Here is a 16,863-nt window from a genome sequence, read left to right on the forward strand (position 1 = left end):
TGCCGAAGATAGCAAAGGCTAACCTTCTTCGGGACTCTACCAACCGACGCGGCCACGTGCGCCTCGTCACAGCGCGGACCGCACCAACGCCACCACTTCCCGCGCCCAGCCCGCGACGACGTCCTGGTCGAGGACCCCCGTCGAGAACTCGAAGTACGCGTGTACCGGGCCGTCGCCGACCGGCTCGTAGAAGCTCAGCGTCAGTTCCGCCGTCGACATGCCGACCGGAACCGGCAGGAAGCCGCCGAGCACGCCCTCGAGCGCGTCGAACCGGGCCTGCTCATGATGCACCAGCAGCACCTGCGGCAGCCGGCCCGCACGCAGCCCGATCTCCGCGGCGACATCGGCGAAGCCCACGTCCTGATGTTCGAGCGCCTCGAGGTTCGACTCCCGGATCCGCGCCAGCAACTCGTCGAAGCCCGGATCGCCACTGGTGTCGGTGCGCATCACGACGACGTTGAAGAAGCACCCGATCATCGGCGCGAGCACGTCCTCCGACCGACCCGCGACGAGCGAGCCGATCGGAATGTCCTTGCCCGCACCGCTTCTCGTCAGCACGGACGCGAGCGCCGCCTGCAGCACCATGAACATGCTGGTGCCGGTGCGGGCGGCGATCCGGTCGATGCCCGAGTGCAGGTCCGCGTCGATCTCGATGGGGACCAGTTCACGGCGCGCCTCGCGCACGCCGGCCGACGCCGGAAGGTGCAGACGGGGCGGCATGTCCGCCAGTCGGTTCCGCCAGTAGTCGAGCTGACGGGCGTGCAGGCTCTCCGGATCGGCGGGGTCACCGAGCCGGGCGATCTGCCAGCGCACGTAGTCGGGGTACTCCACCGCGAGCGGCGTCCACTCCGGTTCCGCCCCGCCCGCGCGAGCCACGTACGCGGTGAGCAGGTCACCGAGCAGCGGCACCACCGACCATTCGTCGACGGCCACGTAGTGCATCGTCAGCAACAGCACCTGGGTGCCCGAGTCGTCGGACACCAGGTGCACCCGCAGCGGAGCCTCCTCGGTGAGATCGATCCGCAGCTGCGCGATCTCGAACACCCGGCGATGCAGATCGTCGTCACCGACGTCGATGACATCGACACCCGGACGCGGCCCGTCCGACGTGTACACCTCGGTACCGTCCGGCGCGAACACCGTCCGCAGCGGTACATGCCGGTCCACGACGTCGTCGAGGGCGAGTGCGAGATGTCCGGCGTCGATCGGCTCCTGCAACTGCAGCGCCAGCGCGTGATCGGACTGCGCCCGGGACCGCGACGAGCGGTGCCGCTGCCAGTGCAGCCGCTGCGACGGCGCGAGCGGCACCGGTCCGGTCTCGCCGGTGACCACGATTCCCGGTTGCGCCGACCGCTCCCCGCTGCGGACGAGCTCGGCCAGCTCGGCCACCGTCGGCGCGTCGAACACGTCGCGGATCGTGATGTCGACCTCGAACATGCTCCGGACTCTGCCGACGAGCTTCATCGCCGCCATCGAGTGACCGCCGAGGTCGAAGAACCCGTCGTGGATGCCGATGGACGGCAGGTGCAGAACCTCCGAGACCACCTCGCACAGTTCGGTTTCCACCTCGTCGCGGGGCGCTCCGTCACCGCCGAGTGTCGACCAGTCCGGTGCCGGCAGCGCCTTGCGGTCGAGCTTGCCGTTGGGAGTGAGCGGCAGCGCACCGGGAAGCGCGACGACCAGCGTCGGCACCATGTAGTCCGGCAGCGTCCGTGCCGCGTGCGCGCGGACCTCGGACGGATCCACGACCGCGGCTGTGACCCCGTCGTCCTCGAACTCGGGCGAGACGTAGCCGACGAGTCGGGTGATCTCGCCGTCGCGGTCGGCCACCACCGCGGCCTGGCTCACCGCGGGATGGCTCGCGAGCGCGGCGATGATCTCGCCGAGTTCGATGCGGAAACCGCGGATCTTGACCTGGTCGTCGACGCGGCCGAGGAAATCGAGGTTCCCGTCGGTGCGCCACCGCGCCCGATCGCCGGTGCGGTACATCCGACCGGGCCCGAACGGATTCGCGACGAACCGGCCCGCGGTGAGGTCGGGTCGGCCCAGATAGCCGCGGGCCAGGCCCCGCCCGGCGATGTACAGCTCACCCGCGATGCCGGGCGGCACCGGGCGCAGCCGGTCGTCGAGCACGAAGGCCTGCTCGTTGGGGTCGGGGATGCCGATCGGCACCGCCTGCGTCCAACCGGGCTGCGCCTGCCACAGGGTGTTGTTGACGGTGGCCTCGGTGAGCCCGTACGCCGCCAGCAGGTTGAGCCGCTCGGCCCAGCGGCCGATGAGGTCCGGCGGCACCGTCTCGGTACCGACCAGGACGGTGCAGCCCTCCGGCACGGTGCATCCCGGGGGCAGCGCAGCCATCAGCGACGGCGGCAGGATCGCGTGCGTCACCTTCCGCTCGTGCATGAAGTCGGTGAGTTCCGGACCGGCCACGCGGGCCTGCTCCGGGATGATCACCAGCGTCGAACCTGTGCACAGCGCCATCGACAGCTCGAAAACGGCGACGTCGAAGCCGACGGACGCGAACTGCATGACGACCGACCCGGTGGTCAGCTTCATCCGGTCCTCGGCCGTGGCGACCAGGCTCATGATGCCCTCGTGCGGCAGTACCGCCCCCTTGGGCCGGCCGGTCGAACCGGATGTGTAGATCACGTACGCCGCGTGATCGAGACCCGCAGGCGGGGAGGGCAACTCGTCCGCAGCACGACCGTACAGAGCGGCGATCACTCGCGGGTCGTCGAGCAGGAGCCGATCGAGGCCATCCGCCACCACACGCTTCGATTCGGCTTCCGTCGACAGCAGGATCCGGGCACCCGAGTCCTCGAGCATGTACGAGATGCGGTCGGCGGGGTGCGTCAGGTCCAGCGGCAGGTACGCCGCCCCGAGACGCAGCACGCCGAGCACCGATGCCACCATGTCGATCGAGCGCGGAACGGCCAGCCCCACCACGCTTTCCGCGCCGACACCCCGGGTCGCGAGCACGGCCGCGATACTCCTCGAACGCTTGTCGAGTTCGGCGAACGTGGCCTCACCGCCGGAGTCCGCGACGGCGATGGCATCCGGAGTCTCCTGCACCCACCGGTCGAACGCCTCCGGCAGCGTCAACTCCTCGACCGGCCGTGCCGTGTCGTTGAATTCCCGAAGGACCGCCTCACGCTCGCCGTCCAGGAAGACGTCGACGTCCGAGACGCGGGTCGCGGGGTCGGCCGCGACGGCGCCGAGCACCGCCACCTGGCGGCGGGCCATGCGGTCGACGGTGTCCCGGTCGAACAGGTCCGCGCTGTATTCGAGCCGCAACTGCACGCGGTCCTCGTCCAGGAACTCGGTCCAGTTGAACACCAGGTCGAACTTGGCGGTGCGCTCCTCGATCGCCACCGGCGCCAACGTCAGGTCGGGCGACGGCACCGGATCGGCGGTGCGGCTGTGGTAGCCCACCATCACCTGGAACAGCGGGTTCCGGGCCAGGGAGCGTGCCGGGTTCAACCGTTCGACGACGGACTCGAACGGCACGTCGGCGTGCGAGAAGGCCGCCAGGTCCAGGGCCTTCACCCGCGCCAGCAGCTCCGCGAACGTCGGATCGCCCGAGACGTCGGTGCGCAGGACGACGGTGTTGACGAAGAAGCCGATCAGGTCGTCGAGACCCTGTTCGGTGCGCCCGGCCACCGGCGCGCCGAGCGGCAGGTCGTCGCCGGCGCCGAGCCGCTGCAGCAGCGCCGCCGACGCGGCGTGCAGAACCATGAACATGCTGGCGCCGTGCGCGCGGGCGAGCGTCCGCAGCGCACGGGTCGTCGCGACGTCGAGGTCGAGTTCGATTGCGCCACCGGCGAAGCTGGGGCGCGCCGGCCTGGTGCGGTCGACCGGGAGCGCCAGTTCCTCCGGGGCGCCCTCGAGGACGCCGTGCCAGTAGTCCAGCTGGCGGGTGATCAGGGAGTCGGCGTCGGACGGCTCGCCGAGCAGCGCTCGCTGCCACAGCGTGAAGTCCGCGTACTGCACCGGCAGCGGCGCCCACTCGGGTGCCGCGCCCTGGACGCGGGCTGCGTACGCCACCATGAGGTCGCGCAGCAGCGGCCGGTCCGACCACTCGTCGGTCGCGATGTGGTGCAGCACCAGCGCCAGCACCTGCTCGCCCTCCCCGACCCGGATCACCGTGGCCCGCACGGGGATCTCGGTGGCGAGGTCGAACGGGCGTCCCACCGCTGCGGCCACGAGCGCGGGCACCTCGTCGGCTGCGGCGTCGACGACGGTGACGTCGGGCCGTGCCGAGCCCAGGATCAGCTGGACCGGTTCGCCGTCGTGTTCGCCGAACACCGTGCGCAGCACCTCGTGGCGGGCGATGACGTCGGCGAGAGCCGCGGTGAACGCCTCCGGGTCGAGGTCGCCGCGCAGCCGCAGGACGATCGGGAAGTTGTAGGCACTCGAGGAACCGGCGGTGTCCCTCTCGATCTGCTGGATCACCCACAGCCGCTGCTGCGCCGGCGACAGGGGCAGCCGTTCGGGCCGCTCCCCCGCCACCAGCACCGGCCGGGTCGACCGGTCGCGCCCGGAGACCCGCTCGGCGAGCTCCGCGACGGTGGGCGCCTCGAACAGGTCTCGCATCGTCAGTTCGGCGGCGAGCACTGCCCGAGCCCGGCTGATGAGTCGGGTCGCGAGCAACGAGTGCCCGCCCAGGTCGAAGAAGTTGTCGTCGATCCCCAGATCGACCTCCAGCTCCAGCACCTCGGCGAAGAGTCGACACAGCGTCCCCTCGAGGGCGTTGCGCGGTTCCCGGGATTCCCCGCTGCCCTGCCCGAGCACCGACTCGGCGGACGGCAGCGCCCGCACGTCGAGCTTGCCGTTGACGGTCATCGGCAGCTCGTCGACCGCGATGACCGCGGCAGGCACCATGTAGTCGGGCAGCACTGCCCGTGCGTACTTTGCGAGGTCCTGGCTACCAACAGCGCTCACGGGCGCGCCGGCGCCCACCACGTACGCGACCAGGCGCTTGATCCCGCCCGGTCCGGCGTCCGCGATCACCGCGGCCTGACGCACCGACTCGTGCGCGGCCAGAACCGATTCCACCTCGCCCAGTTCGACGCGGTGGCCGCGGATCTTCACCTGGTCGTCGGTGCGGCCGAGGAAGTCGATGTTGCCGTCCGGTGCCCGCCGGACGAGGTCACCCGTCCGGTACATCCGCGCGCCGCCGCCCACGATCGGGTCCGCGACGAAGCGCTCGGCGGTGAGACCGAACCGGTCGAGGTAGCCACGCGCGAGCCCCACACCGGAGATGTACAGCTCACCGGGAACTCCGTCGGCGACCGGACGCAGCCAACCGTCGAGGATGTGCGCGACGGTGTTCCAGATCGGCTGCCCCACAGTGGGCGTGACGCTGTCCGCCGTGCCGCCGCCGAGCGTGTTGATCGTGTACTCGGTGGGCCCGTACAGGTTGTAGCCACAGGTCCCGTCGGTGTCGCGCAACGCGTCCCACACCTGGTCGGAGACGGCCTCGCCGCCGAGCAGGACCAGCGGGGGCCGGTGCCGGCCGGGTCCGCCGTCGAGCAGTCCTTCGTCCAGCAGGTGCCGCGCATACGTCGGCGTCACGTTCACGACGTCGATCTCGTGGGCGTCGCCGTACGCCACCAGGGCCTGCGCGTCGCGGCGCAGTTCCTCGTCGCAGATGTGCACCTCGTGGCCCTCCACGAGCCACAGCAGTTCCTCCCACGACATGTCGAACGCGAACGAGACGGTGTGCGCGATGCGCAGCGTGCGCCCGCCCGCGCCCCGCACCACCGGCTCGAAGATCGCTTCGCGGTGGTTGAACTGCATGTTCGTCAGGCCGCGGTACGGCGTCACGACGCCCTTGGGGCGCCCGGTGGAACCGGACGTGTAGATCACGTACGCGGGGTGGTCGAGGCGTCCGGGCGTGCCGGGCGCGAATCGTCCGAGCTCGGCCGCGGCGAGCGCGGAGCCGTCACCGTCGAGCGGGACCGCCGGATCGTCGAGGACGATCGTGTCGACGGTTGCCGCCGAAAGTGTTTCGGCGACGGCAGCCGTCGTCAGCATCGTGACCGGGCGGGCATCGTCGAGCATCCCCACCAGACGCTCGACGGGGTGGTCGAGTTCGAGCGGCAGGTACGCGGCCCCGGTGCGCAGCACCGCGAACAGCGCTACGACGGTCTCCACCGACCGCGGCAGCGCGAGCGCGACGATCTGCTCGGGTCCTGCGCCGTGCGCGAGCAGGATTCGGGCCAGACGGTTGATCCTCGCGTCGAGGTCCGCATAGCTGACGGTGTCGTCGCCGAACACCAGCGCGGTGGCGTCCGGGATCCGCTGCGCGGTGTCCGCGAACAGGTCCGCGATCGTCCGCTCGGGAAGCGGATGCGCGGTCTCGGCCAGTCGGGAGGACTGCAGCGCGCGGTCGGCGTCGGTGAGGGTGCTCGTGCGCCCGACGAGCACGTCGACGTCGTCGGCGAACCGCTCGAGCAGTCCGACGAAGGACGCGAGCATCCGCTCGGCGTCCGCCGCTGTGACCTTGTCCGGGTGGAACTCGAACTTCACCTTCGTCTCGGCGCCGGGCGTGACGACGACCGTGAGCGGGTAGTGGGTGTGGTCGATGCTGTCGCCGCCGCTGATGTCGTGCGCGGAGTGCAGCGCCGACACCTGGTTCTCGTCGACGAAGTTCTGCAGCACGTACAGGACGTCGAACAGTTCGCGGTGCTCGCTCGTCCGCTGGATCGCGGCGAGACCGAGGTAGTCGTACGGCATCAGTTCGAGCCGCTCGGACTGCGTCCGGCGCAGCAGGTCCGCGACGGACTCGTTGGGCCGCAACGACATCCGCACGGGCACGGTGTTGAGGAACATGCCGACCACCGACTCGATGCCCGGCACCTCCGGCGGCCGTCCGGCGACGGTGGTGCCGAACACGACGTCGCTGCGTCCGGTCGCGCCGGCCAGGACCAGCCCGAGCGCGCCGTTGAGAATCGCGTTGACCGTGACGCCCGTGCGGCCGGCCTGCGCGCGCAGCCGCTCACCGAGGTCCCGGGAGAGCACCGCGTCGCGGCGGTCCGGCAGCCCGGCGGGTGCACCGGTGCGCCGGGCCAGCAGCGTCGGCTCGGCGAGACCGGAGAGCGTCCGCTGCCACGCGGTACGGGCCGCGGCACCGTCGCGGTCGGCCAGCCAGGACAGGTAGTCGTCGAATCCGCCGTCCGGCGAGACGAATCCGGTGTCGTCACCGCCGGTCTCGTACAGCGCGAGCAACTGGCTCACGACCAGGCCGTTCGACCAGCCGTCCCACAGCAGGAACTGACGGTTGATCACCAACCGGTCGCGGCTGTCGCCGAGGCGCAGCACCGTCGCTCGCCACAGCGGCGGGGCGGTGAGGTCGAACGGAGTGAGCCGATCGTCGAGCATCACCCGCGCGGCCCGCTCCTCGCGGGCGACCTCGTCGAGGTCGGTCAGGTCGACCTCGGTGATCGGGACGTCGAGCCCGGTGCTGACGAACTGCACCGGCGCGGCCAGTCCGGCGCTGACGAATCCGGCCCGCAGCGTCGGGTTGCGACGCTGCAGTGTACGCATCGCCGCTGCCAGTCGGTCGAGGTCCAGGCGCCGGTCGAAGTCGAGCGAGAACTGGGCGGTGTAGATGTCGGCACCGTCGGAGATGCCGGCCTGGAAGTACAGGCCCTCCTGCAGCGGCGACAGCGGCCAGACGGTCTCGATCTCGCCCGGCGCGGCCGCGACCACGACGTCGAGCTCCGCCTGAGTCAGAGGTGCCAGCGGGACGTCGGACGGGGTGAGCGCGACGCGTCCGTCGTGCCGCGCGGCGGACGCCACCAGTTCGCGCAGTGCGGCGACCCATCCGTCGCTGATCGCGTGCGCATCGTCTGCGGACAGGTCCGGTTCGGACCAGCCGAACACCGTGCGCAGTACCGGTCCGCCCGGGGTGTCCTCGCACAGCGCGTTGACGAGCAGCCGGTAGGGGCCACCCATATCGGTGTCGGGATCGGTTGCCAGCGAATCGGTTTCCGTTGCGCCTGTCCACGGTCCGGACTGGCCCGCCGGCATCCGGCCGAGGTAGTTGAACAGCACCTGCGCGGGCGATCCCGCTGCGAGCAGTCCCGCGGTGCGGGCGTTGGCGTAACGCAGCATGCCGTAGCCGATGCCGCCGTCCGGAGCCGCGCGCAGCGCCTCCTTGACGGACTTGAGCGCGTCGACGCCGTCGGTACCGCCGGGCAGTCGGACCGGCGTGATGTTGGTGAACCAGCCGACGGTACGGGACAGGTCGACACCCGCCGCGAGTTCCTCGCGGCCGTGCCGCTCGAGATCGATCAGCAGGTCCGATGCTCGGCCCTGCGTCGTGAACCAGCGGGTGACGGCGATCCGGAGTGCAGTCACCAGGACGTCCGTGACGTCGGCGTGTGCGAGGGCCGGCACGGCGGTGAGCACCGCCTCGGTCTCGGCGACGGACAGTCGTACGGTCCGGCTCGCACCCGTCCCGATCGTCGCATCACCATGCGCGTTCGGCACCAGTTCGCCGCCGGGAGCGATGGTTTCGACCCAGTGGTCGAGTTCCCGCAGCCGGGCGGGCCGCTGCGCGTCCGCCGTGACCAGGTCGGCGTACTCGCGCAGCGACGTACCGACGGGATCCAGCGCGGCGGTTTCGCCGGCCTGCGCCGCGACCCACGCCATCGGCAGGTCCTCGAGCAGCACCCGCCACGACACCCCGTCGACAACGAGGTGGTGGGCGACCAGCAGCAGCCGCCCGAGGACGTTCTCGCCCGCGTCGAACCAGACGGCCTCGACCATGGCGCCGGACTCGGGGGTCAGGCGGTCCGCAGCGGCGGACGACTCGGTCTCGATGACCGCACGCAGCCGGGCGTCGTCGAGTCCGGCGACGTCGACGCGGCGCACCGACGGCGCGACGGACTCGCGCTCGGCGATGTGCAGCGACCACACGCCCGGCAGGTGCCGGGTCAGCCGCTGGCGCAGTCCGTCGTGATGGTCGAGGACGGTCTGCAGTGCGGCCCTGAGGGTCTCGGTGGTCATCTCGGCCGGGGTGTGGAGCAGCACGGCCTGGTTGAAGCGATCGGTCCCGCCGCTCCACTCCGACAGGCGGTGCACCACCGGCATCGGCAGCAGGTCGCCAGTCGCGGCGACCACCGGTGCCGCGACCGAGGTGGTCGCGGGCGCGTCGACGTCACCGATCAGCCGCGCGAGCGCACGAGGCGTCCGCTGCTCGAAGATCTGCCGGGGCGTGATCGAGATGCCCTCGCGGCGAGCCAGGTTGACGAGCCGGATCGCGAGGATGCTGTCGCCCCCGAGCGCGAAGAAGTCGTCGTCCTCGCCCACCTGCTCGCGGCCGAGCACCTCGGCTACCAGCGAGGCGACCGCCGGGGCGCGCCCGGCCGCGGGGGTGGTCTCGGTCGGCGCCGTGGCGGCGGGGACGGCCGGCGCCGGCAGCGCACGGCGATCGAGTTTGCCGCTGGGGCTCAGCGGTAGCGCCTCGACGACCACCAGGACGGTCGGAACCATGAACTCCGGCAGGGTCTTCCCCGCGAAGCTGCGCACGGCGTCCACGTCCACGCCGGGGGCTGCGACGAGGTACCCGACGAGTTGCTGATGGCCGGGCACGTCCTCCCGCACGACAGCGGCCGCCCGGGCCACGTCGGGGTGCTCGGCGAGCCGGGACTCTATCTCGCCCAACTCGATCCGGAATCCACGCAGCTTCACCTGGTCGTCGGCACGGCCCAGGTATTCGACGGCGCCGCCGGCGTTCCGTCGCACGACGTCGCCGGTGCGGTACATGCGAGCGCCGGACGTCCCGAACGGGTCGGCGACGAAACGGTCCGCGCTCGTCCCCGGACGGCCGAGGTAGCCGCGGGCCAACTGCGGGCCCGCGAGATAGAGCTCGCCCGCGGATCCATCGGTGACCGGCTGCAGGTACGGATCGAGCACGTAGAGCGCGGTGTTGGCGACGGCCAGCCCGATCGGCACCGTCGCCGCGTCCGCGGGCAGCGCCTGCACCGCGGCGGCGTAGCTGACCTCGACCGCGGCCTCGGTGGGCCCGTAGAGGTTGTCGAGCACCGCACCGGGCAGCACATCGGCGAAGCGTCGGGCGACCGGCAACGGCAGCGCCTCGCCGCTGGCCGCGACCACCCGCAGGCCCGTGCACGCGCTCGCCGTCGGCTCGTCGAGGAACAGTTCGAGCATCGACGGCACGAAGTGGGCGCGCGTGATCCCTTCGCCGACGATCAACTCCGCCAGATACTGCGGATCGCGGTGTCCGTCCGGCCGCGCCAGCACCAGCGTGGCACCCGCGAGCAGCGGACCGAAGAACTCCGGTACCGAGACGTCGAAGCTCGACGGCGTCTTCTGCAGCACCCGGTCGGTGGGCAGGATCGGCCGGAACTCCTGCATCCACAGCAGGCGGTTCACGACGCCGGAGTGCGGGACGACGACACCCTTCGGATGCCCCGTCGACCCGGACGTGTAGATGACGTACAGCGGATGCTGCGGGTGCAGGCCGACGGACACGGGATCGGCCGGGCATCCGTCCAGGTCCAGGTCGTCGACGAGGATGCGTTCGATTCCGTTGTCCGGCAAGGCGGCTGCGACATCGGCGGACGTCAGCACGCACACCGGGTCCGAATCCTCGAGCATGTAGGACAGGCGCTCGGCCGGGTAGCCGGTGTCGAGCGGGACGTAGGCACCACCCGCCTTGCCGATCGCGAGCAGCGCGACCATCAGTTCGATCGAACGCGGCAGCGCGACGGCCACCTTCGTCTCGGGTCGGACGCCGCGGTCGACGAGGACGTGCGCCAGCCGGTTCGCGAGGTCGTGCAGCTGCGCGTAGGACAGACTGCGCCCCTCGCACACCACCGCGGTCGCGTCCGGCGTGCGGGCGGCCTGGTCTTCGAGCAGTGCGGTAACGGTAGTCGCCGGGAAGTCGACCGTGTCGACGACGTCGACGCGCTCGGGGATGCGGGCGAGTTCGATCGCCGCAACCGGCCCGTCCACCGTCGCCGGAAGACCGGCGAGGATGGTGAGCATGCCGTCGGCCATCTGCGCGGCCGTCGCGTCGGACACTCTTGCCGCGTCGTACTTCACCTCGAGGCGCAGTTCGTCGCCCGGGACCGCGATCAGCGTCAGCGGGTACGGCGGGTGCTCGTCGAACCGAATACCGGTGAGCGACAGGGTGCCCGACGGATCGGTGATCGCGGTGTCGCCGATCGGGTAGTTCTCCACCACGACGAGGGTCTGGAACAGCTCCTGCAGCCCGGTGACCCGGCGCAACTCGCCGAGCCCCACGTACTGGTGTTCGAGGAGCGCCGACTGCTCCGACTGCCAGCGCGCGAGCACGTCCACGGTCGCCTCGTCCGGATCGAGTCGCAGACGCACCGGCACGGTGTTGATGAACAGGCCCACCATCGATTCGATGCCGGGCAGGTCGCCACCGCGACCCGACACCGTGGAGCCGAACAGTACGTCGCGCCGGCCGGTGAGCCGCGCGAGCAGCAGGCCCCACGCACCGTGCACCAGGGTGCTGGCGGTGAGACCGCGCTCGCGGCCGAGCCGGTTCAGTTCGCTCGTCTCCGTCGCCGGGAGCGCGACGATCTTGCTGCGCACGCCGCGCTCTCCCGCGGCGGGGACGCCGGGCAGGGCGGGCGGCTCGCCCGACCCCGCTAGCGCCCGCTGCCACACGTCGATGGATGCCCCACGGTCGCGGGACGCCAACCAGCTCAGGTAGTTCCGATACGCGGCCGGTGCGGGCAGCGCGAGCGGTTCTCCGGCCGGGCTGTACAGCGCCAGCAGCTCGCGCAGCATCACCGGAACGGACCAGCCGTCGGCGACGACGTGGTGGATGGACTGCAGCAGCAGGAACTTCGCCGGCGCCACGCGGACGAGGGTGTAGCGCACCAGCGGCGGGCGTTCGAAATCGAAGCCGCGCAGCCGGTCCTCGGCCAGCATCCGGTCCACTGTGGACGTCGGGTCCGGATCGGTCGAGAGGTCCAGCACCGTCATCGGGACGTCGGCGCGGGACGAGATCACCTGCACCACCCGGCCGTCGGACAGCGGGCGCAGCGCGGCCCGCAACACGTCGTGCCGGTCGACGACGCCCTGCAGCGCGCGGTGCAGCGCGACGGCGTCGACCTCGCCGCTCAGTTCCACCACCTGCTGCACGACGTACGGGTCCGGCTCGGTGGGCGATGCACCGTCGCGTTCGTAGACGCTGTGGAAGTAGATGCCGTCCTGCAGCGGCGTGGTCGGCAGGACGTCCGACATCGTCGGCGCGGTCGCGGCGAGCCGATCGATGTCGCTCTGCGCCAGCGGCACCAGCGGGAAGTCGGACGGGGTGTGCCCGCCGTCCGGCGCGGCCGCCGCGAGATCGCGCAGTGCGGCATCCCAGTACCGCGCGAACTCGTTGGCCTCGGCGGCGGAGAGCACTCGCCCGGCCCACGTGAGCGTGGTGCGCAGCGTGGGCCCGTCGGAAGTGTCGGCGGCGAGCACGTCGACGGTGAGGGCGTGGCCGAGCGGCATGGCAGGATCACTCGATCCGCCGGTCGCGGTGGGCAGCCAGTCGATGCCGGCGCCAGAGACGACACGCCCGAGGTAGTTGAACAGCACCGGAGCGGCGCTGCCGGAAGCGAGCTCCGCGCCGGCCGCGCTCAGGTAGCGCAGGGCGCCGTACCCGAATCCGTGGTTCGGGACCCGGCGCAGCTGTTCCTTGACCGACTTGAGCGCCGAGGGCACCGAACCGTCCGGGACGTCCAGGAGCACCGGGTACACGGTGGTGAACCAGCCGACGGTGCGGGAGATGTCGAGCGCGGCGCCGGGGGTGCGGACCAGGTGCTCCTCGCGGCCGTGCCCCTCGAGGTCGACCAGTACCTCCGCGGCACCACCACGCCAGCGGCACAGCGCGAGCGTCAGTGCGGCGACCAGGACGTCGGCGACGCCCGCGTGGTAGGCGCCCGGGACGTCGGCGAGCAATGCCGCAGCGACGTCTCCGCCCGTCTCGACGGTCATCGATTCCGCGGTGGCCCACGTGTCGACGGCGGGATCGACCGGGCGCGCGCCGATCTCGAGTGCGCCGGGAGCAGTGGCCGCGCGCCAGTGGCCCAGTTCGTCGTCGAACGCACCGGCGCGAGCGCGTTCGCCCTGCAATTCCGCCCAGCGGCGCAGTGAGGTACCGACCGCCGGCAGATCGACGGGTTCGCCGGCGAGGAGCGCGGTCGCGGCCCGCGCGAAGTCCTCGACGACGATTCGCCAGGACACCGCATCCACGACGAGGTGATGGCCCACCAGCAGCAGGCGCCCCGGCTCGCCCGCACGCCGGAACAGCGCGGCCTGCAACATGATTCCGGCCTCGGGATCGAGCAGGTCGGCGACGGCCTGCCGGTCGGCGGCGACCGCGACGTCGAGGTCGCCGTCGACGTCGGTCACGAGGATCGTCGGCTGCGCCCCTGACTCGGGGACCGTGAGCGTTCCTCCGGAGCGGTCCCAATGGGCGCGCAGCGCGTCGTGACGATCGACGACCGCCTGCAGAGCCGCGGTCGCGGTGACCTCGTCGAGGCCGGTCGGCGTCTGCAGCAGCACCCACTGGTGGAAGGTCCGCACGTCGGTGCCCGCGGGGCAGACACGGGCGACGACGGGAGTCGGTTCGACGACACCCGTCGCCACGTCGCTCGTGTCGACGGCATCGGTGACCCGACCGTCGAGGGCCGCGGCGAGCGCGGCCGCGGTGCGCAGTTGGAAGACGTCGCGCGCGCTGATCGAGAAGCCTTCACGCCGTGCCTGGTTGACGAGGGCGATCGCGACGATGCTGTCGCCGCCGAGCGCGAAGAAGTCGTCGGTGACACCCACCCGTTCGAGACCGAGGACGCCGGCCATCAGGTCCGAGAGGGTCTCCTCGAGTTCGGTGCGCGGCGCGACGTGCTCGCTCGCCGCGGCGAGGTCGGGCTCCGGCAGTGCACGGCGGTCGAGCTTGCCGTTCGGGGTGAGGGGGAACGCATCCAGGACGACGAACGTCGACGGCACCATGTACTCGGGGAGCTTGTCCGAGGCCCACACCCGCAGGCTGTCGGCGTCGAGGCCACCGTCACCGTCCGGAACCACGTACGCCGCAAGATAGTTGGCGCCCGCCGGGGTCTTCCGGACCAGCACCGCGCTGTGCCGCACGGAGGGGTTGGCTGCGAGCGCCGCCTCGACGTCCTCGAGCTCGAGGCGCATGCCTCGGATCTTGACCTGGTTGTCGGCGCGGCCGAGGAAGTCGAGGCTGCCGTCCGCGCTCCAGCGCGCCAGGTCGCCGGTGCGGTAGAGGCGGGAACCGTCGTCGCCGAACGGGTTCGCGACGAAGCGTGACGCGGTGAGTCCGGGTGCGCCCGCGTAGCCACGACCCAGCAGGTAGCCACCCGCGTACAGCTCACCACCGATGCCTTCCGGCACCGGACGCAGCTGCGAATCCAGCACGTACAGCTGGGTGTTGGGGTTGGGCGTACCGATCGATGTCGCGATGCGGGCGGCGGCGTCGCGGTAGATCACGTGCGAGACCCCGATCGTCGCCTCGGCGGGGCCGTAACCGTGGTACAGCGTCGTCGACAGCTGACGTCGGAACCGCTCGAACAGGTCCGGGGTGAGCACCTCGCCGCCGCACCACACGTGCCGCAGCCCGGACAGTCGATCGGTGCCCCGGGCGAGGTCGAGCAGGACGTCGAGCATCGACGACACCAGGTACACGAACGTGACCCGTTCGCGGGCGATGAGATCGAGCAGATACTGCGGGTCGCGCTCGCCACCGGGCTCGGTGACGATCAGCCGGCCGCCCGAGACCAGCGGCAGCAGGACCTCGTTGACGGAGATGTCGAACGACAGCGGCGCCTTGAACAGCGATGCGTCGTCGGTTCCGAAACCGAGCACCCGCTCGCGCTGCCACAGCAGCCGGGCGCAGATCGCCTCGTGGCGGATCATCGCACCCTTCGGCCGGCCGGTGGAGCCGGACGTGAAGATCACGTAGGCGAGCCTGCGACCGTCGAAGGTGTCCTCCGGCAGGTCGGACGGCTGGTCGCCGTGCGCCCAGTCGGCGAGATCGACGTGCACCGCGTCGGTTCCGGCGTCCACACCGCCCGGTCCGGTGAGCACCAGCCGGGCCCCGGCGTCGACGAGGACGGACTCGCGGCGCTCCTGCGGCCACGACGGATCCAGCGGAACGAATGCGCCGCCGGCGCACAACACCGCGAGGAGTCCGACCACCATCTCCGCCGATCGGGGAAGGCCTACCGCGACAACCTCTTCCGGGGCGAGTCCACGGTCGCGGAGGTGGTGCGCCAGCTGCGCGACCCGCTCCGCCAGCTCCCGGTAGGTCAGCCGCAGGTCTCCGGCCACGAGCGCCTCGGCGTCCGGGTCGAGCCGGACGGCGTCGGCGAACAGCTCCGGAACGGTGTGCGACGGCTGCGGCTCGGCGGTGTCGTTCCAGTCGAGCAGCACGCGGCGGCGCTCCTCGCCGGTCATCGGCTCGAGTTCGCCGACGGTGGACATGGGGTTACGCAGGAACTGGGACACGAAGTGCGCCAACCGCTCCTCGTGGCGCAGCAGCTCCTCGCGCTGCCCGGCCGGGGCACGCAGGTCGATCCGGATCGGTTCGCCGTCCTCGCCGCCCTGGATCGAGAAGTCGAGATCGTGCACCGGCCCGGTGACTGAGCCGCGGATGCGGGCGGGGTTGCCGTCGAACTCGAGGACGTGCTCGAACATCATCGAGTTGATGCCCGGCCCGAACACGCGACGGTCGGGGTCGATCGCGCGCACCTCGCGGGCGAGGTCCTCGCCGCGGAAGCGGCCGTGCCGCAGCGTTGCGACCAGTCGTGCGTCGATCGCGCGGGCCAGGTCGCCCACGGTGGCCGCCGGATCCACGTGGAACGTCACCGGCAGGATCGTCGACGCCATGCCCGGTGTGCGGCGCATCGCGCGGCCGACGCGGGCCGCCATGGGGACCGAGACGGTGAGCGCCCGCAGCCCCGAGATGCGGTGCAGGTACGCGAGGATCAGCGCCATCGGCAACCGGGTGCGGCGGATACCCGCCGCGGCCGCGAACCCGTACATCGCGTCGGCGATCTCGCCGTCGATCGTGACCGTCGTGGATTCGGGGGCGGCGGACGAGTCGGCGCCGGCCGCGCAGATCTGCGGCGGCTCGGGGGCGTCGAGGATCTCGGCGAGCCAGTAGTCCCGGTCCGATTCGAAGCGCGCCGAGGCCCGGTAGTCGATGTCGGCGTCGATCAGGTCCTGCAGCGCCCACGCCCCGGCCGTCGACGCGAGGTCCGGGTCGTCGTAGCGGGTGACCATGTCGGCGACGATCAGCGAGATGCCGAAGCCGTCGATGATGCTGTGGTGGTAGCGCTGGTACCAGAGCGTGTGGTCGTCGGCGAGACGGATCAGCGCGTGCCCGAACAGGGCGTCGTCGCCGGTGATGTCGACGACCGTCGCGATATCCCGGTCCATCCAGTCCTGCGCCGCGGCCTCCGGATCGACGGCGTCGCGGACGTCGACCACCTCGAACGGCCAGGCGTCGTTCGACGCCGGCACCTGGCGGATCGTCCGGTCCTCGCCGAGCCGGAACCGCACGTGCAGTGCCTCGGCGTGCTCGACGGTCCGGCGGATCGCCTCCGCGGCCCGCTCGATGTCGATCGGCCCGGTGGCCTCCACGACGAGCGAGAGGTTGTAGACCGTGCTCTGCGGATCGAGCTGCTGCGCGACGAGGATCTCGGACTGCGCGGCGGTGACGGGCAGCCCGGCGACGGCGTCGTCGAGCATGGGGGCAGCCGGCAGGTGATCCGCAGACATACAAATCCGATCGTCCGTCGTGGCGCGACCGCGCGAGTCGGACGCATCGTGCGCCCCTTAGGA

The 16,863-nt window shown here is 71.4% G+C and carries 1 protein-coding gene; it reads right to left on the reverse strand.

What is annotated here, in order from left to right; translation table 11 throughout:
• Positions 1 to 66: 66 nt before the first annotated feature.
• On the reverse strand, positions 67 to 16,800 hold the full coding sequence (locus tag PSS76_RS13515; protein ID WP_337456261.1) for a non-ribosomal peptide synthetase: 16,734 nt from the start codon (positions 16,798 to 16,800) through the stop codon (positions 67 to 69).
• Positions 16,801 to 16,863: the final 63 nt, after the last annotated feature.

It is taken from the genome of Prescottella sp. D32, from assembly GCF_037287305.1.
Classification (GTDB): domain Bacteria; phylum Actinomycetota; class Actinomycetes; order Mycobacteriales; family Mycobacteriaceae; genus Prescottella; species Prescottella equi.

Excerpts from the sequence above, each read along its gene's own strand:
- PSS76_RS13515 (WP_337456261.1), bottom strand. The coding sequence starts at position 16,800 with ATGTCTGCGGATCACCTGCCGGCTGCCCCCATGCTCGACGACGCCGTC.